This window comes from Streptomyces radicis, from assembly GCF_003626575.1.
In the GTDB taxonomy this organism is placed as follows: Bacteria; Actinomycetota; Actinomycetes; order Streptomycetales; family Streptomycetaceae; genus Streptomyces; species Streptomyces radicis.
On the sequence record NZ_RBDY01000021.1, the window covers coordinates 25605 to 52135 of the forward strand.

General features: G+C 71.4%; 24 protein-coding genes. 11 read left to right on the forward strand and 13 right to left on the reverse strand.

Features of this window, described 5'->3' with window-relative positions:
• Positions 1-8: 8 nt before the first annotated feature.
• The 4 genes from D7318_RS22905 to D7318_RS22920 are packed head-to-tail and all read right to left on the reverse strand — an operon-like array spanning position 9 to position 4583.
• Positions 9-1535, reverse strand: a complete 1527-nt coding sequence (locus tag D7318_RS22905) for an alpha-N-arabinofuranosidase (RefSeq protein ID WP_120699067.1) — start codon at positions 1533-1535, stop codon at positions 9-11.
• 38 nt (positions 1536-1573) lie between these two features.
• Entirely contained in the window at positions 1574-2389 is an 816-nt protein-coding gene (locus D7318_RS22910; protein WP_220729764.1) for a carbohydrate ABC transporter permease, read from the reverse strand.
• Positions 2386-3354, reverse strand: coding sequence for a carbohydrate ABC transporter permease (locus D7318_RS22915; RefSeq protein WP_120699068.1), 969 nt, complete (start codon positions 3352-3354; stop codon positions 2386-2388). The genes D7318_RS22910 and D7318_RS22915 overlap by 4 nt, the downstream gene beginning before the upstream one ends.
• Positions 3351-4583: an ABC transporter substrate-binding protein gene (locus D7318_RS22920; protein ID WP_120699069.1), complete on the reverse strand. Its 1233-nt coding sequence runs from the start codon at positions 4581-4583 to the stop codon at positions 3351-3353. Before D7318_RS22920 ends, D7318_RS22915 begins: the two co-directional genes overlap by 4 nt.
• 62 nt (positions 4584-4645) lie before the next feature.
• Between D7318_RS22920 and D7318_RS32450 the strand changes: the two genes are divergently transcribed.
• Positions 4646-5653: a LacI family DNA-binding transcriptional regulator gene (locus D7318_RS32450; protein WP_268987359.1), complete on the forward strand. Its 1008-nt coding sequence runs from the start codon at positions 4646-4648 to the stop codon at positions 5651-5653.
• A 288-nt stretch (positions 5654-5941) separates the two neighbouring features.
• Here D7318_RS32450 and D7318_RS22940 read toward each other — a convergent pair whose 3' ends face one another.
• Positions 5942-6301 (reverse strand): YybH family protein, encoded by a 360-nt coding sequence (locus tag D7318_RS22940; RefSeq protein WP_120699072.1) that lies wholly within the window; start codon positions 6299-6301, stop codon positions 5942-5944.
• 108 nt (positions 6302-6409) lie between these two features.
• Here D7318_RS22940 and D7318_RS22945 point away from each other — a divergent pair, with 108 nt between their 5' ends.
• The 3 genes from D7318_RS22945 to D7318_RS22955 all read left to right on the forward strand — a co-directional run bounded on the left by D7318_RS22945 (position 6410) and on the right by D7318_RS22955 (position 10233).
• Positions 6410-7309, forward strand: coding sequence for a LysR family transcriptional regulator (locus tag D7318_RS22945; RefSeq protein ID WP_120699073.1), 900 nt, complete (start codon positions 6410-6412; stop codon positions 7307-7309).
• A gap of 123 nt (positions 7310-7432) precedes the next feature.
• Complete coding sequence (locus D7318_RS22950; RefSeq protein WP_230423983.1) at positions 7433-8953, forward strand: N,N-dimethylformamidase beta subunit family domain-containing protein; 1521 nt, start codon at positions 7433-7435, stop codon at positions 8951-8953.
• Between the two features lie 158 nt (positions 8954-9111).
• Positions 9112-10233 (forward strand): LacI family DNA-binding transcriptional regulator, encoded by a 1122-nt coding sequence (locus D7318_RS22955; protein WP_120699074.1) that lies wholly within the window; start codon positions 9112-9114, stop codon positions 10231-10233.
• A 114-nt stretch (positions 10234-10347) separates the two neighbouring features.
• Here the strand turns inward: D7318_RS22955 and D7318_RS22960 are convergent, their stop codons facing one another.
• From D7318_RS22960 to D7318_RS34645, 4 genes are all read right to left on the reverse strand, one after another.
• Complete coding sequence (locus tag D7318_RS22960) at positions 10348-11283, reverse strand: carbohydrate ABC transporter permease (RefSeq protein WP_120699075.1); 936 nt, start codon at positions 11281-11283, stop codon at positions 10348-10350.
• Positions 11280-12197, reverse strand: a complete 918-nt coding sequence (locus D7318_RS22965; protein ID WP_120699076.1) for a carbohydrate ABC transporter permease — start codon at positions 12195-12197, stop codon at positions 11280-11282. The genes D7318_RS22960 and D7318_RS22965 overlap by 4 nt, the downstream gene beginning before the upstream one ends.
• A 64-nt stretch (positions 12198-12261) precedes the next feature.
• On the reverse strand, positions 12262-12981 hold the full coding sequence (locus D7318_RS34640) for an extracellular solute-binding protein (RefSeq protein WP_120699077.1): 720 nt from the start codon (positions 12979-12981) through the stop codon (positions 12262-12264).
• Positions 12978-13463, reverse strand: coding sequence for an ABC transporter substrate-binding protein (locus D7318_RS34645; protein WP_183091574.1), 486 nt, complete (start codon positions 13461-13463; stop codon positions 12978-12980). Before D7318_RS34645 ends, D7318_RS34640 begins: the two co-directional genes overlap by 4 nt.
• A 449-nt stretch (positions 13464-13912) precedes the next feature.
• Here D7318_RS34645 and D7318_RS22980 point away from each other — a divergent pair, with 449 nt between their 5' ends.
• The gene (locus D7318_RS22980) at positions 13913-15025 is read left to right on the forward strand and encodes a substrate-binding domain-containing protein (protein ID WP_230423984.1); all 1113 of its coding nucleotides are present in this window, start codon (positions 13913-13915) and stop codon (positions 15023-15025) included.
• Positions 15026-15074: 49 nt separating this feature from the next.
• Here D7318_RS22980 and D7318_RS22985 read toward each other — a convergent pair whose 3' ends face one another.
• Positions 15075-17804 (reverse strand): exo-rhamnogalacturonan lyase family protein, encoded by a 2730-nt coding sequence (locus D7318_RS22985; RefSeq protein WP_120699080.1) that lies wholly within the window; start codon positions 17802-17804, stop codon positions 15075-15077.
• Positions 17805-18093: 289 nt separating this feature from the next.
• Here D7318_RS22985 and D7318_RS22990 point away from each other — a divergent pair, with 289 nt between their 5' ends.
• From D7318_RS22990 to D7318_RS23000, 3 genes are read left to right on the forward strand one after another with little or no spacing between them, the layout of a single operon-like run.
• Entirely contained in the window at positions 18094-18852 is a 759-nt protein-coding gene (locus D7318_RS22990) for an IclR family transcriptional regulator (RefSeq protein ID WP_120699081.1), read from the forward strand.
• Positions 18852-20057, forward strand: coding sequence for a CaiB/BaiF CoA transferase family protein (locus tag D7318_RS22995; protein ID WP_120699082.1), 1206 nt, complete (start codon positions 18852-18854; stop codon positions 20055-20057). Before D7318_RS22990 ends, D7318_RS22995 begins: the two co-directional genes overlap by 1 nt.
• Positions 20054-20884 (forward strand): citryl-CoA lyase, encoded by an 831-nt coding sequence (locus tag D7318_RS23000; protein WP_183091573.1) that lies wholly within the window; start codon positions 20054-20056, stop codon positions 20882-20884. The genes D7318_RS22995 and D7318_RS23000 overlap by 4 nt, the downstream gene beginning before the upstream one ends.
• Here the strand turns inward: D7318_RS23000 and D7318_RS23005 are convergent, their stop codons facing one another.
• The 3 genes from D7318_RS23005 to D7318_RS23015 all read right to left on the reverse strand — a co-directional run bounded on the left by D7318_RS23005 (position 20885) and on the right by D7318_RS23015 (position 23286).
• Positions 20885-21832: a hydroxyacid dehydrogenase gene (locus D7318_RS23005; protein WP_120699083.1), complete on the reverse strand. Its 948-nt coding sequence runs from the start codon at positions 21830-21832 to the stop codon at positions 20885-20887.
• Complete coding sequence (locus tag D7318_RS23010; protein WP_120699084.1) at positions 21825-22406, reverse strand: RraA family protein; 582 nt, start codon at positions 22404-22406, stop codon at positions 21825-21827. The genes D7318_RS23005 and D7318_RS23010 overlap by 8 nt, the downstream gene beginning before the upstream one ends.
• 85 nt (positions 22407-22491) lie before the next feature.
• The gene (locus tag D7318_RS23015; RefSeq protein ID WP_120699085.1) at positions 22492-23286 is read right to left on the reverse strand and encodes an IclR family transcriptional regulator; all 795 of its coding nucleotides are present in this window, start codon (positions 23284-23286) and stop codon (positions 22492-22494) included.
• A 126-nt stretch (positions 23287-23412) separates the two neighbouring features.
• Here D7318_RS23015 and D7318_RS23020 point away from each other — a divergent pair, with 126 nt between their 5' ends.
• Genes D7318_RS23020 through D7318_RS23030 form a run of 3 tightly spaced genes read left to right on the forward strand, consistent with a single transcriptional unit; the run spans position 23413 to position 26509 of the window.
• Positions 23413-24399, forward strand: coding sequence for a Bug family tripartite tricarboxylate transporter substrate binding protein (locus D7318_RS23020; RefSeq protein WP_120699086.1), 987 nt, complete (start codon positions 23413-23415; stop codon positions 24397-24399).
• Positions 24396-24986, forward strand: a complete 591-nt coding sequence (locus D7318_RS23025; protein WP_230423985.1) for a tripartite tricarboxylate transporter TctB family protein — start codon at positions 24396-24398, stop codon at positions 24984-24986. The genes D7318_RS23020 and D7318_RS23025 overlap by 4 nt, the downstream gene beginning before the upstream one ends.
• On the forward strand, positions 24986-26509 hold the full coding sequence (locus tag D7318_RS23030; RefSeq protein WP_120699087.1) for a tripartite tricarboxylate transporter permease: 1524 nt from the start codon (positions 24986-24988) through the stop codon (positions 26507-26509). Before D7318_RS23025 ends, D7318_RS23030 begins: the two co-directional genes overlap by 1 nt.
• Positions 26510-26531: the final 22 nt, after the last annotated feature.

The following is a 26531-nucleotide window of genomic DNA, read 5'->3' on the forward strand; positions in this document are numbered from 1 at the left end:
GGGCCGGGTCAGGGCTGGAGCGGCGCCTGGATGGTGACGAACGCGTGGGGGGGCAGCGCCAGCCGCAGCCCCGTGCCGGTCCTGGTGACGCCGTCGAAGGAACGGGGTGCCACCGTCTCGGGCGCGTCGCCGCTGTTGTGCTCCCTGAGCCCCGCGGCGGTGAGGATCCGGGCGGTGAGCGCGCCCAGCTCCCCGCCCCGCAGGTCGAGGGCGACATCGGCGGATTCGGCCGCGTCGAGGTTGGTCAGGGATATCAGCACCTGGCCGTCCTTGACGCTGGCCGAGGCGGACAGCGTCTCCAACTCCGCGTCGCCGACCGCGCGCACGGTTCCCTCGGTCCGCAGGTGGACGGGGAGCGACGTGGCGTCCTGGTGACCCTTGTTCATCTCGAAGACGTGGTAGGTCGGGGTGAGGACCAGCTTCTCGCCGTCGGTGAGGATCATCGCCTGGAGAACGTTGACGGTCTGGGCGATGTTGGCCATGAACAGCCGCTCGGCATGCCGGTGGAAGATGTCGAAGTGCGTGCTGGCGACCAGGGCGTCCCGCAGGGTGTTCTGCTGGAAGAGGAAGCCGGGGTTGGTGCCGGGCTCGACACTCCACCAGGTGCCCCACTCGTCCAGGACGAGCCCGACGCGCTTGTGGGGGTCGTAGCAGTCCATGACCGAGGAGTGGCCCGCGATGAGGCGGTCCACCCGCTGGGCGGCGAGCATGGTGCGGTAGTGGTCCTCCACCGTGAAGTCCGTGGCGCTGCCCTTGTTCTCCCAGGGGCCCCCGAGCGTGTAGTAGTGGAAGGAGATGCCCTGGAAGAAGTTCTTCGGCGTGGCCTCGCAGCCGAAGCAGCTGATCTGCCGCATCAGCGTCTCCGTCCACGCGAAGTCGCCGTCGGCGGCGCCCGCGGCGATGCGGTAGAGGGTGTTGTCGCCGTGGTCGCGGCAGTAGGTGGCGTACTGGCGGGCGAGGTCGGCGTAGTGCTCGGCGCGCATGTTCCCGCCGCAGCCCCATGCCTCGTTCCCGAGCCCCCAGAACGGCACGCGCCACGGCTCGTCGCGGCCGTTCGCCTTCCGTAGCCGCACCATCGGGCTGTCACCGTCGCGCGTGAGGTACTCCACCCACTCGCTCATCTCCTGGACGGTGCCGCTGCCGACGTTGCCGCTGATGTACGGCTCGGCGCCGAGGAGTTCGCACAGGGCCATGAACTCGTGGGTGCCGAAGTGGTTGTTCTCCTCGACGTTGCCCCAGTGCGTGTTGACCATGACCGGGCGCTCTTCCTTGGGCCCCGTGCCGTCCTTCCAGTGGTACTCGTCCGCGAAACAGCCGCCGGGCCAGCGGAGGTTGGGGATGTTCAACGCGCGCAGCGCCTCGACCACGTCCAGCCTGATGCCGCCCTCGTTCGGGATGGGCGAGTCCTCGCCGACATAGAAGCCGCCGTAGATGCAGCGCCCCAAGTGCTCGGCGAAGTGGCCGTAGAGGTGCCGGCTGATGACCGGGCCCTCGATGTCGAGGTTGATGATCGCGGAGCCGGTATGACCGGACATGTGGAGATCTCCTTGGAAAGTGATGCGGTCGACGGTGCTCATCCCTTGACGCCCCCCGCGAGCAGCCCGCTGATGATGTGGCGCTGGGTGAGGACGAAGAAGACGACCATCGGGACCAGGACGATCACGGACAGCGTCATGAACGCGGGCCAGTCGGTGGTGAACTGCCCGACGGCGCTGTAGACCTCGAGCACGATGGTGCGCTTCTCCGGCGACGAGATGAACACGTTGGGCAGGATGAAGTCGTTCCACACCCACATCGTCTGGAAGATGCCGACGGTGATCAGGATCGGTCTGATCAGCGGCAGCACGATCCGCCAGAAGATCTGGAAGACGCCCGCGCCGTCGATCCTGGCGGCCTCGATGATCTCGAACGGCAGGGTGCGGATATAGCCCTGGATGAGGAAGAAGCAGAAGATCGAGCCGCCCGCGTACATGAAGATGAGCCCATTGAGGGTGTCGACGAGCTCGGCGTCCACGAGCGTGCGGTACAGCGGGATGAGCGTGGCCTGTCCCGGCACCACGAACGCCAGCAGCAGCAGGGCGCCGAAGATCCGGTTGAACAGCGTCGCGCGCAGGATCATGCCGTAGGCCGCGGTGGCGCCGACGAGCAGCTGGACCACGACCGCGCCGACCGTGACGTAGAGCGTGTTGCCGAAGCTCTGCGCCAGCGGTATCCGGTCGAACACCTCCAGGTAGTTGTCCAGGTAGAACGATGTCGGCGGGGCGAGCGGGGAGCTCACCATCTCTTCCTGCGTCTTGAACGTGTTGACGAGGATGTAGTACAGCGGCATCCCGACCAGGCAGGCCAGCCCGATCACGACGACGCTCAGCAGGGGACGGCGGCGCGTCACAGCACTCTCCTCTCGATCCGGCGCGAGATGAGCAACTGGCTGAACGCCAGCGCCGCGACGGCGATCGTGAAGAGCACGGCCAGTGCCGACGCGATGCCGTACTGGCCCTGCCCGACGCCGCTGACGATGATCGACTGGGTGATGGTCTGCGTCGCGAAGCCGGGGCCGCCGTTGGTCAGCGTGTAGGGCAGGTCGAACACCTTGAGCCCGTTGGTCATGAGCAGGAACTGGCTGATCACCATCGCGGGCATGAGCAGCGGCAGGGTGATGTGGAAGAACCGCTGACGGCCGCTGGCGCCGTCGATCGTGGCGACCTCGTAGTACTCGTGCGGGATCGACTGGAGATAGGCCAGGTACAGCACGGCGTGCCAGCCCGCGCCGCCCCAGACGCCCACCATGATCACCGAGAACTTGGCCAGCGTGGAGTCCGAGAGCCAGGGCACGGGGCCGAGCCCGAGTGTGGAGTCGAGCACGGAGTTGAGCACGCCGGACCCGAGCGGGGACAGGATGTATCCCCATACGAGGCCGAGTACGGCCATGCTCGGGATGGCGGGGAAGAAGAACAGCGACCTGGCGAGGTTCCGGCCGTACAGCCGCTGGTTCAGCGCCACCGCCAGCGGGATGGCGATGACGGTGGTCAGCACGGTCGTGCCCACGGCGAACAGCAGGGTGAAGGTGAGCCCGGCGGTCATCGACGGGTCGGAGAGGATCGTCCGGTAGTTCTCCAGGCCGACGAACGCGAAGTCGTCGGAGTACCCGGTGAAGTCGGTCAGGCTCCAGTAGAACGTCTGCCCGAGCGGGATGACGAACAGCACGATGAAGACCGCGGCCACCGGGACCAGGAACAGCTGGTGCGCGGCGGCCTCACGCCAGCCGCCTGACGGGCCGGTCCTGCGCCCTGCCGCTCGGGGACGGGTGGCGGTCCCCGAGCCTGACGGCGGCGGCGCCTCGGTGGCGACGGTCATGACGAGGCGAGCTTCCGGTCGAGGGCCTGGGCCACCTCGCGGGGCGTGATCTCCCCCTGCACCATGCGCTGGATCTGCGCCACGGCCTCGACGTTGAGCACGTCCTCGGCGCGCTGCCAGGCGATCTGCGGCAGATAGACGTTGCCGGCGCGCACGTCCTCGACGACGGGGTCGAGGGCCGGGTCGAGCGGCGGCTCGAAGTCGTCGGTGACCGTGATGGCGCCGAGCTGGGCCTGGTAGATCTCGATGCCCTCGGGCGAGGCGAAGAACGAGAGGAACGCCTTGGCGGCCTCGATGTTCCCCGACTCGGGGTTGATCGCGAGGCCGGGCGCCGCCGCGCCGGCCAGGAACGGCTCGCCGCCGTCCACCCCGGGGATCGGCACCATCCGGACCTCGAGGTCGGGCGCGGCCTCCCGCACCGAGTTCACGTTCCACGGGCCGGCGATCATCATCGCGACCCGGCCGTTGGCGAACTCGGCCTCCACCTGGTCGGGGCCGAGGCCGACGGTGTCCCTCGTGACCAGGTCCTCGTCGTAGAGCCGGTTGTACTGCTCGAGCAGGGGGGTCCAGGTCTCCTCGAACGTCGAGGCGCCGCTGAATATCTCGTCGTCCATCGTGTGGCCGGTCGAGGCGTCGTAGGCGCCGAGGAACGCCGAGAGCACCCCCGGCATCGCGTCGAGCGGCTCCAGGTAGGGCGTGATCCCGGCGTCCTTGAGCTCGGCGCACAGAGCGAGGAACTCGTCCCAGGTGTCCGGGGGTTCCTCGGCGCCGACCTCGGCGAGCAGGTCCTCGTTGTACAGGATGCCCGCGCCCCATGAGGACAGCGAAAGACCGTAGACCGCGCCGTCGGCGCCGTAGGTCTGCTGGTTGAACTCCGGCACGCCCGCCAGGAAGTCCTCGCCCGCCAGGTCGAGCACGTGCCCGCCCTCGATGAGGTTGGTCTTGTTCTCCGCGGCGATGAGGAAGACATCGGGAGCGGTCCCCGACAGCACGCGGGTCTGGAGGGCCTGGATGTATTCCGCGACCGGGGGCGAGTAGGTCGCCTCCACGTCGATGTCGGGGTGGGCCTCCTCGAACGCCTCGAGCACCGGCGTCATGACCTCTTCCGAGTCCCATGCCAGCAGCGTCAACGTGTCGCCGTCAGCCGCGCCGCCGCCACCGCAGGCGGAGACGGCCAGAGCGGTGGCCAGGGAGAGAGCGGCGGCCAAGTGCCTTGAGTGTCTCGTCATCGGGATCACTCCTTCGTTTGGGGTGGTGGTGGACGTTCGGGGATGATGGAGAGGTGGCGACGATGATCGAGGTGGCTCGCGAAGCCGGCGTGTCAGCGATGACCGTGTCGAACGTGATCAACGGGCGACCGGGCGTGAGCGCCGCCACCCGGCGTCGCGTGCTCGACGCCGTGGCCAAGCTCGGCTACCAGGTCAACCTGGCGGCGAGGCACCTGCGCGCGGGCCGCACCGGCACCGTGGGGCTGATCGTCCCCGACCTCGACGGCGTCTACTACGCGCAGCTCGCCGACCGGCTCTCCAGGAGAATGGAAGGGCGCGGCCACCATCTGGCCCTCGTGCACACCGCCGGCCGCAGGGAGCGCGAGCTCGAGGCCCTCTCCCTCGGGCGGCTGAGCATGTACGACGGCGTGATCATGAGCCTCATCCAGGTGGAGGCCGCCGATCTGGAGGGACCGACCTTCGACACCCCGGTGATCTTCATCGGCGAGCGCCCGGTGCCCACGACGTTCGACCACGTGATGATGGACAACGTCGGCGGCGCCCTGCTGGCCACCCGGCACCTGCTCAGCACCGGGTCGCGGCGCATCGCGGTCATCGGCGGGCACCACGACGACGAGGTGGACAACATGCCGACGCTGCGCACCCGCGGCTACCGGCAGGCGCACGCGGAGTTGGGCGCCGAGGTCGACGAGCGGCTCGCGGTGCCGCTCGAGGCGTTCACCATGGAGGAGGGCTACCGGGGCCTGATGCGCCTGCACGAGTCGGGCGTGCCGTTCGACGGCGCGTTCGCGCTCACCGACGCGGCGGCGCTCGGAGCGCTGCGCGCCCTGGCCGACCTGGGGTTGCGCGTGCCGGATGACGTGCAGGTCATCGGCTTCGACAACGGCAAGGAGACGGGGTTCCTGACGCCGCGTCTGTCGTCGGTCGAGCCGGGGAACGACATCATGGCCGACACGGTCATGGCGCTGTTGCAGGAGCGGATCCGCCCCGACGCCGCCGATGACGGCGCCGCGCCGCGCAGGCACATCATGCTGCCCGCCCGCCTTGAGCTGCGTGAATCCACGCGGTGAGTTCGCGGCCCCTCGTGCACACACCATGTCGTCGCCCTCCTCTCCCGCTGCCGCTTTATCGTTAAAGAGTGCGGGGTGGGGCAGAAGTTACACCCACGTTGCCCAGGAGAGTCAAGAGTCGCGTCCCTTGATCTTCGGGACGCGCGCCATGGGGGGCGGCGGGCGCTCGGACCCGCCGCCCCCCATTGACAGCTTCCCCCCGCCCCTTCTACTTTCTGTTCGAGGGGAGGAACGGCATTCGACCAGGCGAACAAGCGTCGACGTGACCCGGCCTCGGGGCACGCCTGATCACGGGCGGCGGAACTCCGGCTGGTCGATGACCCGGAGCCAGCCTCCGCCGGGCTGGCGCCTGACCACCTGGGCGCGGGCTCCGGCGGCGTCCCTCGGCGGCGTGGACGTCAGGGCAAGGTCGCCGCTGACGAGAGTCGGCAGCGGGGGCTCGGGCTCGAACCTCGCGCCGGAGGCGAGCACCTTCGCCCACAGCTCCTGGATGGCGGCGCGGCCGACGGTGGTCCGCCCCGGCGGGTAGGCGAGCACCGCGTCCTCTTCATACAGCGCGGCAACGCCCTCCGCGTCGCCCGCGTTGGATCGTTCGACGAACAGGCGGGTGAGGTCTTCGGGCGTCCGTGCCTTCTCGCGCTCGGTCATGTGGGTCGTGCCCCTCGTCCGGGATTCGGTGTGCTGACCCCTTCACCCTTGAGCACGCCCCACCAGAAGTCCAACAGATGCTTCTGATGGCCATGAGAAGCTGAGCTCATGGAACTTCGCCAGTTGGAATACTTCGTCGCGGTCGCCGAGGAGGCGAACTTCACGCGGGCGGCAGAGCGCGTGCACATCACGCAGTCGGGCATCAGCGCGCAGATCCGCCAGCTCGAACGCGAGGTCGGGGCCCGGCTGTTCGACCGTTCCACCCGGGTGGCGACGCTCACGGTCGCGGGCGAGGCCGCACTCGTGCACGCCAGGGCCGCCCTGGCCGCCGCGCGGGCGACGACGGAGGCCGTCGGTGAGGTGACCGGCCTCATCCGCGGCCGGTTGAAGGTCGGCATGGTCTCCGGATGCACGGTCACGGCGCTGTTCGACGCGCTGGCCGCGTTCCACCAGGCGCATCCAGGGGTCGAGCTGTCCGTGTCCGAGGGGAGCTCCGACGAGCTCGTCGCCCGGGTGCGGGAGGGGCGACTCGACCTCGCGCTGGTGGGGGTTCCGGTGGCGGCGCCCCCCGACCTGGAGTCGCTCACGATCGTCAGCGAGGGGCTGGTCGCCCTCGTCCCCCCTGACGATCCGCTCGCGGCGGTCGGCTCGGTCACGGTCGACGATCTGGCGGACCGCCCGCTCATCTGCATGCCGCACGGTACCGGCATCCGCACCGTTCTCGATCTCGCGTTCGCCGACCGCGGGCGGAAGGCGCTCGTGGCGATCCAGGCAAGCGCCCCTTCGGCGATCGTCGACCTCGCGCGCCGGGGTCTGGGGGTGGCGGTGCTCAGCGCGTCCATGGCGGGCGTGGCCCCCGCCCTGACGGCGCTCCCCCTGGCGGGCGCCGACCTTCCCGCGGTGCTCGCGCTCACATGGTCGCACGCTCAGGGCCCGGCACTGCGCGCCCTGGTGCAACGGTGCGAGCAGGCGTTCGACGTCCAGCGGGAAGCGGCGGTCGTCGCCTGACGCCCCCGACGGACCCCGCCGGTTTGCCGACCGGGTGCGGCGCCGTGAGCATGGGTGACGCGGCCTCAGGCCGGGCGCCCTTCATGAGCGGATGAGCGGGGAGTCGGGAAGAGGTGCGGTTCCATGGATTCACTCGAGCCCCTGCACGCACATCGCCCGAGCCGCCGACTGTTCCTGAGCTGCTGCGCGGGCGTCGCGGGAACGGTGCTCCCGGCGGCGTGCACATCACCGCGGGCCGATCGCGTGCACCGCGCGGCCGACGTGGACTGGCGCATCCACGACAGCGGCCCCGAGGACGCCGTCCTGGGCTACAGCGACCAGGTGAGCGTCAGGCCGGGGCAGGAGGTGACGCTGCGGGTCTCGACGACGGCCCGCGGATTCCGCGTGCTGGCCTTCCGGATGGGCTGGTACGACGGCGCCCAGGCCCGGCTGGTGTGGCGTTCGGAGCGCGTTCCCGGCCGCACCCAGCGCGAGCCCAGGACGCACACGGCCACCCGCACGGTGGAGGCCGACTGGAAGAGGACCATGAGCTTCGGCACCGACGGCTGGGAGGAGGGCGCCTACCTGCTGCGGCTCGACACCGACGACAGCCACCAGCGCTACATCCCCCTGGTGGTCAGATCGAAGGAGGCCGCGGGCCGCACCGTGCTCCTGCACGCGGCGGCCACCTGGCAGGCGTACAACCTGTGGGGCGGATACAACCTCTACGAAGGGCCGGACGGCGGCTACCGGGCGCGTTCCACGGTGGTGAGCTTCAACCGCCCCTACGACAAGAACGGCGCCGAGAAGTTCCTGGTGTACGAGCGGGCCGCGGTGGCGCTCGCCGAGAAGCTGGACATCCCGCTGGCCTACACGACCGGCATCGACGCCGACCGCGACCCCGCGGTCCTCGAGAACGCCGCGGCCGTGGTGGTCCTCGGCCACGACGAGTACTGGACACCCCGGCTGCGCCGAGCCGTGACCCGGGCCCGCGACGCGGGCACCAACGTCGCCATCCTGGGCGCCAACACGTGCTTCCGACGCATCCGCCTCGAGACCGCGGACCGCGAGCCCGAGCACCGGCCGGGCCGCAGCGTCGCCTGCTACAAGAGCTCCTACACCCACGACCCGCACTTCGCCGACCGGCCCGACGAGGTCACGACCGACTTCCGCCACGACCCCGGCGCCGACCCCGAGTCCTCGCTGACCGGCGTGCTCTACGAGGGCTACCCGACCGACGCGCCCTATGTCGTCCACCGCCCGGGCCACTGGCTCTTCGAGGGCACCGGCGTCCGCCGCGGCGACGCGTTCGACCACCTCGTCGGCGTCGAGTACGACCGGGTGACACCCCAGGCGCCCACCCCGCGCAAGCTGGAGATCATCGCCCACTCGCCCCTGCGCTGCAACGGCGAGGACAGCCACCACGACTCCGCCTACTACACCGTCGACAGCGGCGCGGGAGTCTTCGCCGCCGGGACCATGCGCTGGGTCGAGGGCCTGATGGCGGGCACCGAGGAGAACGGCCGCAACCACGGCATGGACCGGGCCACCGGCGCCTTCGTCACCCGCACCACCACCAACCTGCTGCGCGCCTTCGCCGAGGGACCGGCCGCACGCCACCGCCCCGAACCCGAGCCCAACGCCCACCGCGTCTACCCGGACTGAACGCCGCCGGGCCAACTCATCGCACAACCAAGCATGACTGTGCACGCCGATCGACGAGATCCCTCGTCTCCCCGCGCGGGGACGGGGCGATGGGCCATGGGTGAGCAGAATCCGCTACATTGCTTGAGAAAGCTTTATATCTGTTCACCGGAGGTGTCATGACCGACATGCTCGCCACGGAACGGCATGGGCTGTTGGTCAAGGAGCTGGAGGCGTCCGGTGTCCTGAAGATCACCGAGCTCGCCGCCCGGCTCGGGGTCTCCCGCGCCACGATCCGGCGGGACCTGATGGACCTGGAGGCCGCGGGGCTGGTGACCCGGGTCCGCGGTGGTGCCGTGCTGGCGGCCTCGGAGGCCGTCGAGAGGTCGGCCGGGGTGGCCGGGGTGGCGGGGGCGGCCACGGAGCCGACCGCGGGGACCGGCCCGCAGGTGCTGGGGCTGCTCGTTCCCGCGGCCACGCACTACTACCCGAGTGTGGTCGCGGGGGTGCGGGCGGTGGCCGCCACGCGCGGCGCGCGCGTCGTCATCAGCCTCACCGACTACGCCCAGACGCGCGACCTTGACGCGCTGGACGAGCTGAACGCGTCCAGCGCCACGGGGCTGTTGATCGCCTCGGCCGACGGCCACCACCCGCCGCGGGGCGCGCTCGACCGGCTGCGGGCCAGGGGGCTGCCGTTCGTCCTGCTGGAACGCCAGCCCGATGACGGCTTCGCGCCGAGCGAGTTCGTGGCGTCCGACCATCGGCAGGGCGCGTTCGCCGCCGTCCGGCACCTCGTGAACCTGGGGCACGACAAGGTGGGCCTCTTCACCAACGGCGGCCCCACCGCCCCGCTGATCCGCGAGGGATACGAGGCGGCCGTCCGCCTGCTGCCGCTCGCCCCCTCGTCCCCGGCCGTCGACAGCGGCAGCCCCGTCCTCGGCAGCACGAGGGCAGCGGCGACCTATGACCGTTTTCTCGCGGAGTGCCGGGCCACCGGCACGCGGGCCGCGCTCGTGCACTCGGACCACGACGCCATCGAGCTGATGCGGCGCATGCGCGCCCAAGGGCTCGGCGTGCCGGACGACTTGGCGCTCGTCGCCTACGAGGACGAGATCGCGTCACTGGCCGATGTGCCGCTGACCGCGGTCGCGCCGTACAAGCGTGAGCTCGGCGAGGAGGCCGCCAGGCTGCTGCTCGACCGGCTCGCCTCCCCCGCGCCAGGGGCCGTCCCGGTCCGCCAGCTCTTCCTCCAGCCGCGCCTGGTCGTCCGCGCCTCCTGCGGGGCCGCCGACCGGCTCTGAGGCGGAGCGGTCAGCGGACGAGCCGGGCGTGGATGAGTCGCTGGGCGCGCAACTCGCCGAGCACGAGGGCGGCATAGCGCGTCGCGCCGCCGACGCTCCGCCATCTGTCGTTCGTCATTTGATGCCACCTTCGGCGAGTCCGGCCCGCCACCAGCGCTGGAGCGGGATGAACAGGAGGATCAGGGGAAGGGTCGTCACCGCGGAGCCCACGACGACGAGGCGCGTGTAGTCGGGGTTCTGGCTGGTCGCCGAGTTCCAGGTGAACAGGCCCTGCCCGAGGCTGAAGAGGTCGTTGTCCGTGATCATCACCATCGGCAGGAAGAAGTTGTTCCAGATGCCGATGAACTGGATGAGAAAGATCGTCAACGCTCCGGGCAGCATCATCCGCAGGCCGACCGAGAAGAACGTGCGGACCTCCCCCGCGCCGTCGATCCTCGCGGCTTCCAGGAGCTCGTCGGGTATCGCCCCTGACGAGTAGGCGCGCGCCAGGTAGACGCCGAACGGGTTCACCATGACGGGGATGAGGACCGACCACATGGTGTCCGTGAGCTGGAGGTTGGACATCATCAGGTAGAGCGGGATGACGATGGCGGTGTGCGGGATGAGCACGCCCGCGATGACCAGCCCGTACCACTTCTCCTTGCCGCGGAAGGCGAACTTGTCGAAGGCGTAGCCCGCCGCGACGGACAGCAGGGTGGCGATGAGCGCGCCGCCTATCGCGTAGATCGCGGTGTTGAGCATCCAGCGCCCGAAGCGGCCGTCGTCCTGGGCGAACAGGTCGCGGACGTTGTCGAGGACGTGGAAGCCGGCGGAGGGCGAGAAGCCGTTGCCGCTGTAGAGCTCGGGCAGGGTCTTGGTGACGGCGAACAGCAGCCAGATCAGGGGGAGCAGGGTGTAGAGGGCGGCGATGCCGGTCAGGGATGTGACCGCCGAGCGCCGCAGCCACCACGGCACCGCGGAGCCTGACGTCGCGCGGCGGGGGGCGGAGCCGTTTCCGCCGGTGGCGTCGGGCCTTGGCACGGGGCGCTCGGTGTCGAGGAGGTCGGTCATCGCAGCGCCCTTCTGTTGGCGAATCTGGTGACGAGGAAGGAGAGGACGCCCGCCAGCAGGGCGATCAGCACGGAGACCGTGGCCGCGTAGTGGTAGTCGTTGCTGTTGAACGCCGAGGAGTAGGCGAGCATGTTGGGCGTCCAGGTGGTGCTGATGGGGCTGTCACCCGAGGTGCGCAGGATCGTCGGCTCGGTGTAGAGCTGGAGCGCGCCGATGATCGTGAACAGCGTGGCCACGAGCACGGTGGGGAGCACCTGGGGAAGCTTCACGCTGAGGGCGATGCGGAGTTCGCCCGCCCCGTCGATGCGGGCCGCGTCGATGATCGTGGGGGGCACGGCCTTGAGGGCGACGAAGATCAGCACGACGTTGAAGCCGAGGGCGCCCCAGACGGCGATGTTGACCAGTGAGAACAGGACGGCGCCGCCGTTGAGGAAGTCGATCTCCCAGCCCAGGGCTTCGAAGCCGTCGAGGACGGGGCTCAGGCCCGGGGTGTAGAGGTAGAGCCAGATGATGGCGGCGATCAGGCCTGGGACGATGTGTGGCAGGAAAAGCAGCGTCTGGAAGAAGCGCCTGCCGTAGGTCAGGGCGCTGTCGAGCAGCAGGGCGAGCGCGATGGCCAGCGCGATCAGCAGCGGGACATACACCAGCCCGTAGAGCAGGACCCGGCCGACGCCGTCGAGGAACTCCGGGTCCGTCAGCGCGCGGGTGTAGTTGTCGAGCCGGGCGAAGGTGAGTCGGGGGCCGTCCCAGCCGATCCCGCTGAACTGTTCGCGGAAGAAGCTCAGGCCGAGGGCGTAGCAGAGCGGCACGATGTAGGTGAGGAGGAAGAGCAGGAGGAAGGGGCCGAGGAGGAGCAGGACACCGTTGCGACGCTGTCTGTTTCTCGCCGTCCCTGAAGACGTGATGGATGACATGGCGTTCCCTGGGGTTCGTGCGGTGAAGGCCTGGTGGCGCGGCCGGGGGCGGCGAGCCGATCGCTCAGTCGTCGACGTCGAACCCGCGGATCCGCAGTTGGTCGACGGTGCCCCCCTGCCAGCGGTGCAGGACGGACTCCAGGCCGCCCTCCTGTCCGACGGAGGCGGACATCTCATCCGTGAGTCGGGCGAATCCCTCGGTCATGTCCGGCCCCCACTCCCAGTTCGGCGGAACGGTCTCGGCGGCGGCGAGCGCGACCGCGGGCAGGTCCATGCCCTCGACATAGGGGTTGGCCTCCGCGACCTCGGTCTGCCAGACGTCGAAGAGCTCGCCGTTGGCCGGCATGCCGGTGCTGACGGGCGCGGCGGCGGCGACCGCGTCGGGTGAGGTGGCGACCCAACGGGCGAACTCCATGGCGGCGTCCGGGTGTTCGGCGCCCTCGGGGATCGCGAGCGTCGAGCCGCCGTAGTTGCCCGCGGCGGCGTCGCCGTCCCAGGACGGCAGCGGGGCGATCCCCCAGCTGCCCGCGAGCTCGGGCACGAACCGGGAGAGATTGCCCATCATCCAGGGCGCGGCGATCATCGCGAGCGAACGGCCCTGCTGGAGGTCGGCGATGTGCTTCTCGGCGAACACCGGCTCCACGTTCACCAGCCCCTCGGTGATGACCTCGTCCCAGTACCGCGCCATCGCGATGCTCGCCTCGTCGGTGCTGTTCACCGCCCAGGCGCCGCTCGACGTGTCGAACCAGTCGGCCCCGGCCTGCCAGGCCAGACCGGCTATCAGCCGGCGTCGGTGTTGCCCAGGGTCGCGAGCACGGAGTCGGGGTCATCGGCGCGCACGCGCTCGGCGGCCTCGCGGAAGTCCTCCCAGGTCGTGGGGGGTTCGAGGCCGAGTTCCCGGAAGATGTCGGCGCGGTAGAGGAACACCTGGGGCGCCATGTCCTTGGGCACGGCGTAGACCTCATCGCCGAGCGCCACTTGGTTCCAGGCCCACTCCGGGTAGCCGCCGCTGAGGTCCTCGACGCCGTAGGAGGTGATGGGCTGGATGACCTGGTGCGTCACGAAGGCGGGCACCTGCGGGTACTCGACGTTCACCACGTCGGGGGCCTTGCCCGCGCGCACGGCGTTGTAGATCTTCGAGTACCCGCCGCCGGTGCCCGCGGGGATCTGCTCGAAGACGACCTGGACGTCGTCGTGTGTGGCGTTGAAACGGTCGGCGATCTCCTGGGATCCCGAGGTCCACGACCAGAAGGTGATGCTCGTCACCTGGCCGTCGGCTCCCGATCCGGTGATGCCACACGAGGTCAGCAGCGCGGCTGCCGCTCCGAAGGCCAGCAGCCCTCGAACGATTCGGCTTCTTCGATGAAACACGACGGCTCCTTGTCTGGCGTGCGCTACGTCACCTTGACTTAGGAGTGTGCGGCAGTCAATACAACTACACGCTTTAATTCATGATCAGTCGTCGTTCGTCAGAACGCTTCTAGGATCATCAACGAGGACACACCCTCGCGTGCGCGCCGTCGAGGCGGTGCAGGGGTGGGGACGGCGCATGGACCGCTGATGAGAGGCACGGAGGGCCGCGGGGCGGGCCGCGGGGCGGCCGGAGGGCACAAGGGCGACCTTCGTTCCAGCAATCCATGGAACCCATCGGTCGTCAGTCATGAGACGCAAACTGAGCTTACGATGCAACGTGATTGCCCAGGAGGGGTGCACGGATGAGTGAGATGTTGGTCGCGCAGCGCCACGAGCTGCTCCTCCGGGAGCTCCGCGCCACGGGAGTCGTGCGCATCGCCGACCTGGCCGCCCGTTTCGGAGTGTCAGGGGAGACGATCCGGCGGGACCTCACGGAGCTGGCCGCCGCCGGGCACGTGACCAAGGTCAGGGGCGGAGCGATCCTGGCGACGCCCACGGCCCCGACCGGCACCCCGACCGACCCCGGCGCCGCGACCGCCGCCCGGCCCCCGGCCACCGCGCACACGTTGGGGCTGCTCGTGCCCTCCGCGACCTACTACTACCCCCAGGTCGTCGAAGGCGTGCGGGCCGTCGCCGCACGGCGCGACGCCCGCGTGGTCATCGGCCTGACGGACTACGCGCAGCCCCGCGATCTCCAGCAGATCGACGAGCTGCGCGCCTCGGGGGCCACCGGGCTCCTGGTCGCCTCGACCGGCGGCCACTACCTGCCGAGCGAGACGCTCGCCCGGCTGCGGGCGGGTGACGTCCCCTTCGTGCTGCTGGAGCGGCAGCCCGCGAACCCCTACGAGGCCTGCGAGTACGTCGCGTCGGACCACCGGCAGGGCGCGTACGGGGCGGCGGCCCACCTCAAGGGTCTCGGCCATGCCCGAGTCGCCCTCTACACCAACGGCAGCCCGACGGCGCCGCTGATCCGTGAGGGGTATGGCGCGGCGGTGGACCAGCTCGGGCTCGACCCGTCGGCCCCGATCGTGGACGGCGGCCGCCCCACGCTCGGTCACCAGGAGGCGGCTCGCCAGTACGAGGCGTTCATCGACGCCTGCCTCGCCAGCGGCACGCGCGCCGCGCTGATCCACTCCGACCACGACGCCATCCAGCTGATGCAGCGGCTGCGGGCCCGTGGCCTGCGCACGCCCGACGACCTGGCGTTGATCGCCTACGACAACGAGATCGCCGCGCTCGCCGAGGTGCCGCTCACCGCCGTGGCGCCGCCGAAGTACGAGATCGGCGAGCAGGCGGCCCTGCTGATGCTCGACCGCCTCGACGCCACCGAGTCGATGGCCACGCGTCAGATCTACCTCCAGCCCCGCCTGATCGTCCGCCAGTCCTGCGGCGCCAGCGCGGCGGCCGGGGCCTGAGCCACGGCGGGAATCACCGCGTGGCGCCGCTTCGCACGACCACGCCGCGTCAGATGTGGTCGCCGACGAGGGCGAGGCACTGGACGACGGCGAGGCCGTACTGGGCGCTCGCGTTGGTGCTGAGGCTGGCCTCGTCGACGGGGTTGAGCACGGCGGGGCCCTCGACGCGTTCGGCGGTGAAGTCGTGGTCCTCGGGGTAGCCCGCGTGGCCGGTGCGCAGCTCCTGCCAGGCGCGTGCCGCGAGGGCGTCGTCCTCGAGCCGCACGGCCGCGTAGGCGGTGGCGCGTGAGTAGGCCTGGCGGAGGTTGAGGCTGCCCCAGGAGGAGCCGGTCTCCTCGCGCTGCTCGGCGGCGGTGGAGTTGTACAGGCGGCAGAACCTGATCCACTGGGCGTGGACCTGCTCGTCGTCGATCAGGTCGAGCAGCTCGGTCATCAGCTCCATGAGCCCGAACACCGAGCTGAGGCTGCCGATGCTGACGCTCGGCTCGGACGGGCCCGTGAAGCGGCCGTCCTCGAGGTTGTAGGTGACATTGCCGCCCTGGGCCCACGCGTTGGGCAACGCGGCCAGGGTGGTGGCGCCGTTGATCAGCTTGGTGTGGGCGATCTCGTCGCCGCCTCGCTCCCACTCCGTCAGCCAGGCCAGGGCCAGCGAGCCCCAGTCGGTGGACTTGCCGACGGGCAGGGCCGCGGGGTCGGGGTCGAACGGCTCCTCGGCGTACTTGCGCCCCGGGTCGAGCACCAGGAACGTCCGGTCCGCGTCGACCAGTTCGTGCAGCACGTCGCCGACCCGCTCGTCGGCGGTGAGGAAGTAGTAGAAGCGCCGGTATCCCGCGTTGCTGATCCGCACCTGCTTGGCGCTGTCGGCCCAGTGCATGACGCCGTGCCGGGTGCCGAGGCCCTTCCACTCGCCCAGGTGGTACATGTCGACCTCGCCGGTGTGCCGGGTCATCGCCTCGGCCAGCCGGAACGCGTCGGCCTCGCCGGTGCGCAGATAGTGGTACCAGAGCCACAGGTCGGTGGACAGCTCGGAGTTGTCCCACGCGTAGCCGCCGATGTCGTAGCGCCAGGCGTGGCGGTCGCCGTCATAGCTGTGCATGACATCGCCGTAGTCCCAGAAGCCGTACCAGTGGCGCTGGTCGACCGAATCGACGTAGTAGCGGTGCATGAGGGCGAGGTTGTCCTCCAGCTCCTCCCTCTCGGCGCTCGAACGGTCCACCGGGGACCAGGAGCCGAACACCCCGGCCGCGTGGTTGTGTTCGACACCGCTGGCCAGCAGGGGTGGGGTGGCGTTGGCGTCGGCGAGCGCGGAGAAACGTTCGGCCGAGGGCGTTGCCTCGAGCGCCCAGAACGTCAACTCGGTGGTGCGGGCGACGCCGTAGGGGGTGCCGAACCCCGGCTCGTAGTCCTCGTAGGTGATCTCAAGGCCCTCCAGCTGCTCCTCATAGGTGTCCTGGCCCAGCCCGTCGTGGTAGAAGCGCAGGTCCATCGCGTTCGCGCGCGGGGACCACATCCACACCGTGGCCTGCGCGGTGTCGGTGGCCGCGCCGGTGATCTCCAGCTCGGTGGGGTGCAGCTGCCAGAAGTTCCGCATGCCGAACGCCAACCCACCCGTCGGCGAGCCCACATACGCCAGGCCCCTGGCCCGTCGGCCACCGTCCGCCCGGATCCAGGAGTGGCCGCGCCCGGTGCGCTTGTGGATCTCGAAGCCGTTCGCGGTGAGCTGGCGCAGGCTGTGGTCGCCGAACGCCGGGATGTACGGGAGCCGCGTGGTGACGCGCTGGTCCCACGTGGCCGGGTCGGGCGTGGCCCGGCCCGCGACCTGGGCCTGTCTGACCGCCTCACCCGGGTCACGCCGCAGGCCCGTGATGCCGCGCACCGCCTCCGCGAGCACCCCCTCGCCCTGCCCGGCGAACCGCACGTGCCGGTCGTGCGGCTCCCCGCGCATCGGCACGTCGAACCGCACCCCGAGGCCGTTGACGAAGTCCCGCTCCGGATCGCCGTCGTAGACGAACGTGTGCACCACGCGGATCGCGTCCGACCCCGCGTAGAGGTAGAACCTGACGGTGAACGGCAGCCACGCGCGCCGGCCCTTGCGGTGCTTGCCCTCGACCTTGACGACGGCGCGCACCGGGCCCTCCTGCTCGAGCGTCACCTCGTCCACGACCCCGGTGAAGGACTCGCTCCTGATCACCTCGGCCCGCTCCGTGCCCGGCTTGTCCTGCCGCGAGGCGACCAGGCGGCCGTTCTCGGCGATGACCGTCTCACCACGCTTGACGGACTCCACGAGATGCTCGCCGTCGCGCCGGAACGTCACGGTGATCACGCCGGTGTCCACGGTCACCCGCCGACCGCTCGTACCGACCGTCAGGGGCGCCTCGGACCGCGCGGCCTCGCCGGGTTCGAGCCGGTAGGTCTCGGCGCGCGGGTCGGCGCCGCTGACCGCGTGGGCCGTCCACTTCACCGAGCCGTCCGGCCACCACCCGATGGGCCACGACTGCACGGGCACGGCCTCCCCCGCATCGCTGACCAGCGAGAACTCCTGCTCCGGCGCGAACGCCCCGCGCGGCCACGGCACCCCCCAGGTCGTCCCCGCGGCCAGCTCGGCCGGGACCCCGCCCTCCAACCACCGCACGGTGACCGGGTCATGGCCGCTGAGATCGGCGGCCCGCGCTGTCCGGCGCTCCTGTGGCGCGGCCGCCGCCGGGTGGGACGTGAGCAGAGCGGTGGCCCCGGCGGCCGCCGCCGAGGCCAGGACGTGACGTCGACTGATGTGAACCACGTTGTTCAACTCCTTGCATGCCGAACTGGCGAACGTGCTTGGACGAAGGGAATCCGATCAGGCCGTCCGCACCTTGACGCAACTTTCCTCATGAGTCAATAAGATTCACCGATACACTTCATAACTCTGCATAAACGACGATGCTCTCCCGCACGCGCACCGTGAGCGATGTGCCTCAAACCACGGTGCGGAACGCTTGTACCGTCACGTGGTTCGGTGGTGTGATGGGTGGGTGAGTTCGCCGCGCCGGGACGGGCCGTGGCGATGGCCCAGGGGATGGAGGGCGGACATGCCCGACGTGGACGCGGGCGGCGTCCGCAGCGTTCAGCGCGCTGTGGATCTGCTGGCCCTGTTCGACGCCGACCACCACAGCCGTTCGGTGCGCGGGCTGGTCGACGCGACCGGCCTGCCGAAGACCACCGTGGTGCGGCTGGTGCAGACGCTGGAGCAGGCCGGTCTCCTCTGGAGCCGGGGCGACGGCCAGCTGGTGCCGGGAGCGGGGCTGTTGCGCTGGGCGGAGCTGGCCCAGCGCACCTGGCGGCTGCCCGATGAGGCCCTTCGGCGCCTCGAGGAGCTGAGCGAGGCGAGCCGGGGCGAGACCGTGCACCTCTATGTCCGCCAGCGGAACGCCCGGGTCTGCGTCGCCCGCCACGAGGGAACGCGCAACCTCAGGCACGTCGTTCGCGTCGGCGAGGAGATGCCGCTGTGGTCGGGGGCCGCCAGCCATGTCCTGCTCTCCCGTGCCGACCGCGCCGACGTCGTGGCGGTCGCGGCCGCGGCGCCGCACGAGGGCTGGGGCGAGCTGCTGTGGGAGCGCGCGCGGCGGGCCGCCGACGACGGCTGGTCCGCCAGCCACGGCGAGCGCGAGCCCGGCGTGTCGGGCGTCGCGGCCCCGGTGTTCGACCGCTCGGGGCGGATGAGCGCGGCGGTCGCCCTCGGCGGCCCCACCACCCGTTTCACCGACGAGGCCGTCGCGGAGTTCGTGCCGCCGCTGCTGGCGACCGCGCGGGCCCTGACCACACTCGACTGCATCGGAGGCACCGCCTGATGACGACAGCCCTGCTCGAAGGGGTCCGGGTCCTCGACCTCACGAACGTGCTCGCCGGGCCGTTCGCCGGCTACCAGCTCGCGCTGCACGGCGCCGATGTCGTCAAGGTGGAGATGCCGGGATCCGGCGATCTGGCCCGCCAGTTGGGGGCCGACCGCGCTCTCGGGGACGACCTGCTCGGCGCGTCCTTCCTGGCCCAGAACGCGGGCAAGCGCTCCCTCACCCTCGATCTCAAGGCCCCCGAGGGCCGGGAGGCGCTGCTGCGGGCCGTGCGCGAGGCGGACGTCCTGCTGGAGAACTTCCGCCCTGGCGTGATGGAACGGCTGGGGCTCGGCCGGAAGACCCTGCGCGCCGAGAACCCCTCGCTCGTCTACTGCGCCATCTCCGGCTTCGGGCAGACGGGTCCGCTGCGGGACCGCCCGGCGTACGACCAGATCATCCAGGGCCTCAGCGGCATGATGAGCGTGACCGGCACCCGGGAGACGGCGCCGCTGCGCGCGGGCTTCCCCGTCGCCGACACGCTCGGCGGCATGGCGGCCGCCTACGCGGTCGCGGCCGCCCTCGTCCGGCGCGGACGCACCGGTGAGGGCGCGTTCGTCGATGTCTCCATGCTCGAGTCCGCGCTGACCGCGATGGGCTGGGTGACCTCCAACTACCTCGTCACGGGCCGCGAGCCGCGGCCGATGGGCAACGAGAACTTCACCGCCGCCCCGTCCGGCACGTTCCGCACCGCCGAAGGGCACCTGAACATCGCCGCCAACAGGCAGCAGCAGTTCGCCACGCTGTGCCGCCTGATCGGCCGCGACGACCTGGTGTCCGACCCGCGGTTCACCCACCCCGCCGACCGGAAGCGGCACCGCGACGCGCTGCGCGCCGAGATCGAGGAGCGGCTCACCACCAGGCCGGCCGCCGAGTGGGAGGAGGTGCTCTCCGACGCAGGCGTCCCGGCGGCCCGCGTGCTGTCGGTCCCCGAGGCGCTCGGGCTCGAGCACCTCGCCGCACGGGAGTTCGTGCACAGCCTGCCGTTCCCCGACGGGCGGGACCGGGCGTTGAACGTCCTCGGCAGCCCGATCAGGGTCGACGACGAGCCCGTCCCCTCCCCCGCGCCGCCGCCGCTGCTCGGCGAGCACACCGACGCGGTCCTCACCGGCCTCGGCTACACGCCGGAGCAGATCGCCGGGCTGCGCGAGAGCGGCGCGGTATGAGCGAGGTCCATCTCCCCGAAGGCGGCGAGCCGATGATCGAGGAGCGCCGCGTCACCGACTGGTGGTCGACGGCGGTGAGCGAGATCCGCCCCGGCCGGATCACCTTGCGCGGCTATCCGGTCGAACAGCTCATCGGCCGGGTCACGTTCGCGGAGCAGATCTGGCTGATGCTGCGCGGCGAGCTGCCGTCCCCTGGCCAGGGCCGCCTGTTGGAGGCGGCCCTCGTCGCGGCGGTCGACCACGGCCCGCAGGCGCCGTCGATCGCCGCCGCCCGGATGGCCGCGACATGCGGGGTCGGCCTGAACAACGCGGTGGCCACGGGCACCGGCCTGCTCGGCGACGTCCACGGGGGCGCGGGGCAGCAGTGCATGGAGGTGCTTGAACGCGTGGCCGGGGGCGAGGAGGCCCGCGCGGTCGTCGCGGACTTCCGTGCACGCCGGGCCTATGTCCCCGGGTTCGGGCACCGCTTCCACCCGCGCGACCCGCGCCGCGACCCCCTGCTCGCGCTGGTCCATGAGGCCGTCGAGCGGGGCGAGGTGCCGGGGCGCGCCCTGGCGGCCGGTCTCGCCCTCGAGGCCGCGCTCTCCGATGGCCGGTCACGGCCCGTGCCGATGAACATCGACGGGGCGACCGCCATCATCTACGCCGAGCTGGGCTTTCCCCCCGAGCTGGGGCGCGGCCTGTTCGTGCTCTCCCGCAGCGTCGGCATCCTCGCCCACGCGTGGGAGGAGACGGAGGGCGGCGCCCGCATCAAGGGGCCGCTGCCCCGGCCCCTTCTCGCGGGCTACCACGGCCCCCCCGAACGCGATCTGCCTCCCAAGCGCTGATCAGGCGGCGCCCGGCCCGGCGGCCCCCGGGTCGGCGGCGCCCAGGTGGGCCAGGATGTGGTCGGCGGCCTCGGTCGCCATGCGGCGCAGCGCCTGCGCGGTCTGGGCTCCGGTGTGCGGGGTGATGACGACGGTGGGCTCCGCGCGCAGCGGATGGTCGTCGGGGAGCGGCTCGACGGCCGTGACATCGAGCCCGGCGCCCGCGACATGGCCCCGCCGGACCGCCGTGAGCAGGGCGTTCTCGTCGAGGACGCCACCGCGCGCGGTGTTGACGACGACCGCGCCCGCGGGCAGCGACAGGAGCTCGGGCAGGCCGATGAGGCCGCGGGTCTCCCGGGTCAGCGGAACGTGCAGGCTGACGTTCTCGGCGCGGCTCAACAGCGTTGGCAGGTCGAGGGGTTCGGCGCCCTCGGCGGCGATGTCGGCCGCGGGCAGCATGGGGTCGTGGGCCAGGACGCGCATGCCGAAGCCATGGGTCGCGATGGCCGCGACCAGGCGGGCGATCCGGCCGAAGCCGACCAGGCCGAGCGTCGCGCCGTGGAGCTCGCGGCCGTGGATCGCGGCGCGGGTGTCGCCCTCGTTGCGGACCGCGACGCCGATGCCGCGGCGCGCGGCGAGCAGCAGCGCGACGGCGTGCTCGGCCACCGAGCGGGCGTTGGCCGTGGGCGTGGTGGTGACGGCGATCCCCAGCTCGCGGGCGGCCGCCACGTCGACGGTGTCGAGGCCGACGCCGTGCCGGGCGACGATCCGCAGGCGGGGGGCGCGGAGCATCATGTCCCGGTCGACGCGCTCGGTGCGCAGCAGGATCGCCCCGACCAGGTCGCTGACGTCGTCGAACGTGGCTGCCTCGGCGCCGTAGCCGAGGCGCACGTCGGCGTGCCGCGCGAGGCGCCGCACGGCGTCGTCGTGGACAGGCCGCGGGATCCAGACGAGCGGGCGGTCAGTCACGGGGAATCAGCCGCTGGTTGGCGGCGCGCCGCTCGGCCTCGCCCTCGACGAGCGCGTGCGCGGTCCCGATGACCTGGTCGACCTGCTCGCGGGGAACGACCGCCACGCCGTCGTCGTCGCCGACCACCCAGTCGCCCGGGCTCACCGGCACGCCGCCGACCGCGATCGGGCCGCCGATCCTGAAGGGCCCGGTCTTCCAGGGGCCCGCGGGCGTGACCGCCCGGGCGAACACCGGCACGCCGAGGTCCGCCAGCTCGGCGACGTCGCGGGCCGCGCCGTCGAGCACGATGCCGCCGACCGCGAGCGCCTTCGCCTTCTGCACCACGAGCTCGCCGATCAGGGCGCGCGTCGCGTCGCCGCCGCCGTTGACCACCAGCACCTCGCCGCGCCGGATCGTCTGGAAGGCCGCGTGCAGCCCCTTGTTGTCCCCTGGCCGCGTCCACACGGTGAACGCCGGGCCAGAGAGGGCGGCGCCGCGCCACAGCGGCCGTATGCCGTCGGCGACCCCGAACCGGTCCATCGCGTCCGAGACGGTGGCCACGGGGAGCGCGCCCGGCGGCGGGTAGGTGGGCATGGGTTCTCCTTCGTCGTTCGGTGGTGCGGCTCGTTCGGTCGAGCGGCTCGTTCGGTCGAGCGGCTCGTTCGGTCGAGCGGCTCGGTCAGTGGAGCGCGGGCGGGAGGCCGGTGCGCGCGATGTCCTCGGCGCAGCGGCGGACGGCGTGCACGAAGCCCGGGATCCTGTCGTCGGTGAACCGGACCGTGGGGCCGCCGAGCGCGAGCACCGCCGCCCTGGCGCGGGGCCTGGCGTCGGAGAACGGGACCGGCACCGCGAGGCCGCTGTTGCCCGCCTCCCGCTCCCCGTGGGTGACGCACCACCGCTGCGCCGCCGCGCGCGCCACCCCCGCGCGGATCGCCCCGGCGTCGCCGCCCGACTCCACGTGGATGCGCGCGATCAGCCTGTCGAGCTCCGCCGGCGGCTCAAGGCTCAGCAGCACATAGGCCGCTGACCCGACGGACATGGGCAGCTCGTCGCCCGGCCGCACGACGTGCCGCAGGGTGTTGGGGCTCGGCGCCTGGCCCACCACGACCCGCCGCGTTCCCTCCCGCACATAGAGGCTCACCGTTTCGCCGGTCTCGGCCGCCAGGGCCCGCATCCGCGCGAGGGAGGCGGGCGGGACCGTCCACGCCGCGTCCGCGAAGGCGGCGAACGCGATCAGGCTGGTGCCGACCCTGACCTGCCCGTCCTGGCCGAACGCCAGCAGGTCCTCGGCGACCAGGGTGTCCACGAGGCGCAGCACGGTCGTCCTCGGCAGCCCCGTCTCCCGCACCAGCTCGGCGAGGGTGAGCGACACGCGTTCCGGGGTGAACGCGCGCAGCACCCGGAACGCCCTGCTCACCGCCCTGATGCCACCGCCCTCACCCTCGGCCCCTTCCGCGACCGCCGTGGACACCATCCCGCCCCCTTTTTGCTCAAAGGATCTGATCCGAAGGGTTGTATACCACCTGGCGGTCATCTATATCTACTAGGCGGACACTCCGGTGTCGCACAGATTTCCGAGCCATGCCACAAAGGAGTGACCGTGCGCAAGAAACGTCCCGCCCTGGCCGCCCTCGGGGTGGTGGTCACGCTGGGGCTCGCGGGGTTCGCCGCCGTGGACGCCAGCGACTCCACCACGGGCGCCACGCCGAGATCCAAGCTGACGCTGACGGCGCCCGCGGCCGCCGGCGGCGGCTGGGACCTCGCCTCGCGGGAGCTCCAACAGGCGCTGCGCGCCAACTCGATCGTCAACAACGCCCAGGTCGTCAACGTCCCAGGGGCCGGTGGCACGATCGGCCTCGGCCAGTTCGTGGAGCTGGGCGCCGACCCGACGCGGCTGATGATGACCGGCACGGTCATGGAGGGCGCGATCACGGTCAACGCGTCACGGGTCGACCTGCTCGACACCACGCCGATCGCCCGGCTCGCCGAGGACTACGAGGTCTTCATCGTCCCCGCGGACTCGCCCTTCGAGACGCTCGACGACTTCCTCGACGCCTGGCGGGCCGACCCGCACGGGCACGCGATCGGCGGGGGCGGCCTCGGCGGCACCGACCACCTGCTCACGGGCCTGACCGCCCGCGAGGCGGACGTCGACCCGGCCGAGGTCAACTACATCGCGTTCGCGGGGGGCGGCGAGGTGATGACCGCGCTACTCTCGGGGACCGTCGAGCTGGGGGTGAGCGGCTACAACGACTTCCGCGACCAGATCGACGCGGGCAACCTGCGCGCGCTCGCGGTCTCGGCCGACGAGCCGGTCCCCGGCATCGACACCCCGACGTTCGTCGAGCAGGGCATCGATGTCGCGCTGCCCAACTGGCGCGGCGTGGTCGCCCCGCCGGGGATCAGCGACGAGGAGCGGGACGAGCTGATCGCGATCGTCACCGAGGCGACCCGCACCCCGGAGTGGGAGGACGCCCTCAGCCGCAACCGGTGGGTGGACAGCGTGCTGACCGGCGACGACTTCGGCGCGTTCATCCGCGAGGACCAGGCCAGGGTCGACGCCATCATCGAGGAGTTGGGCCTGTGAGCACCGACCAGGAAACGCTGTCCCGCACCGGCCCCGCGGCCTTCCTGCGCCGCCGCACCGGCCTGGTCGTCCCGCTGTTGCTGCTGGTCATCGGCGTGACGCTGGCGATCGGGACGATCACCATGGACGTGCCGAGCAACGTCGCCTCCCCTGGGCCTCGGCTCTTCCCCGGGGTGATCTCGGTGGCGTGCGTCGTGCTCGCCGCGTTCCTGGGCGCCGACATGCTGCGCCGCCCCGAGCCCGAACGGGTCGCGGAGCGGCCCGCCGAGGCGCCCGCCACCGCGGACGAGACCGGCGCGGACGAGACCGGCGCGAAAGCGGCCGCCGACGAGACCATGTTCCGCAGCAACCGGCCCGCCGTGCTGGGGCTCGTCGGCACGTTCGTGGTCTTCATCGCGCTGCTCGAGCCGCTCGGCTGGCTGCTCGCGGGCGCCCTGCTGTTCTGGGGCGTCGCGCGGGCCCTCGGCAGCCGCCGCCCGGTGTTCGACACGTTCCTGTCGATCGCCATCTCCTCGATCGTGCAGCTCGCCTTCTCCGCGGGGCTCGGCCTCAACCTTCCCCCCGGCGTCCTGGCAGGAGTCTTCTGATGGATCAACTGTCCAACCTCGGCGACGGCTTCCTCACCGTCCTCACCCCGATGAACATGCTGTGGGTGGTCGTCGGCGCCCTGCTCGGCACCGCGGTCGGCGTCCTGCCTGGCCTCGGCTCGGCGATGGCGGTGGCGCTGCTGCTGCCCGTGACGTTCTCGCTCGACCCGATCGGCGCGTTCATCATGTTCGCGGGCGTCCTGTTCGGCGGCCTGTTCGGGGACTCGATCTCCGGGATCCTGATGAACACCCCGGGCAACAGCACCGCGATCGCCGGGACCATCGAGGGTCACCGGATGGCCAAGTCGGGTCGCGCGGCGCAGGCGCTCGCGACCTCCGCGATCGGCGCGTTCATCGGCGGCATCGTGTCCTCGATCCTGGTCGTCTTCTTCGCGCCTTCGCTGGCCGACCTCGCGACCCTGTTCGGGCCCGAGGAGTACCTGGCGCTCGCGGTCTTCGCGTTCGTCGCGATCTCGGCCGTGGTGGGCGAGTCGTTCCTGCGCGGCCTCGCGGCCCTGGTGATCGGCCTCGCGATCGCGCTGGTCGGCATCGACGCCATGTCGGGGGCGTCGCGCTTCACCGGCGGGCAGCCGGAGCTGTTCGACGGCATCGACATCGTCGTCATCACCGTCGGCCTGCTCGCGCTCGGCGAGGTCATCGCGGTCGCCGCGCGGCGCGGCACCGAGAAGGAGAACGCCCTCATCCCGTCGAGCGGCAGACTCTGGCTGACCCGGAGGGAGTTCAGGCTCGCGCTGCCCGCGTGGCTGCGCGGCACCTCGATCGGCGTGCCGTTCGGCGTCATCCCGGTCGGCGGCTCCGAGGTGCCGACGTTCCTCGCCTACGGCGCCGAGCGGCGGCTGGCGTCGAGGAAGCCGGGCTCCATGTTCGGCAAGGGCGCGATCCAGGGCGTCGCGGGGCCCGAGGCGGCGGGCAACGCCACCGCGGGCACCGCCATGGGCGCGCTGCTCGCGCTCGGCCTGCCGACCTCGGCCACCGCCGCGGTGCTGCTCGCCGCGTTCCGGCAGTACGGGCTGCAACCCGGGCCCCTGCTGTTCGACCGGGCCAGCGAGCTGGTGTGGGCGCTGCTCGCGAGCTTCTTCGTCGGCATGGTCGTGCTGCTGATCCTCAACCTCCCGTTCGCGCCGCTGTGGGCCCAGCTCCTGAAGGTGCCGAGCCACTATCTCTACGCCGGGATATCCGTGTTCGCGATGCTCGGCATCTACGCGACGAGCAGCAAGATCCTGGACCTCGTGCTGGTGCTCGCCATCGGCCTGCTCGGCTTCGCCATGCGCCGCTACGGGCTGCCCGTCGCGCCCGTGCTCATCGGGGTCATCCTCGGCCCCCTCGCCGAGACGGAGTTCCGGCGGGCGTTGGCGGTCAGCGAGGGCGACGCCTCGGTCCTGGTGTCGAGCCCGATCGCCGCCACCCTCTACTCCGTGCTCGTGCTCGGGGTCGCCGGCCTCCTGATCCAACGGGCCCGCGCGCGGAGGCGGGAACGCGCACGGCTCGACGTGGCCGCCTGAGGCGACCGCCGGACGCTCGCCT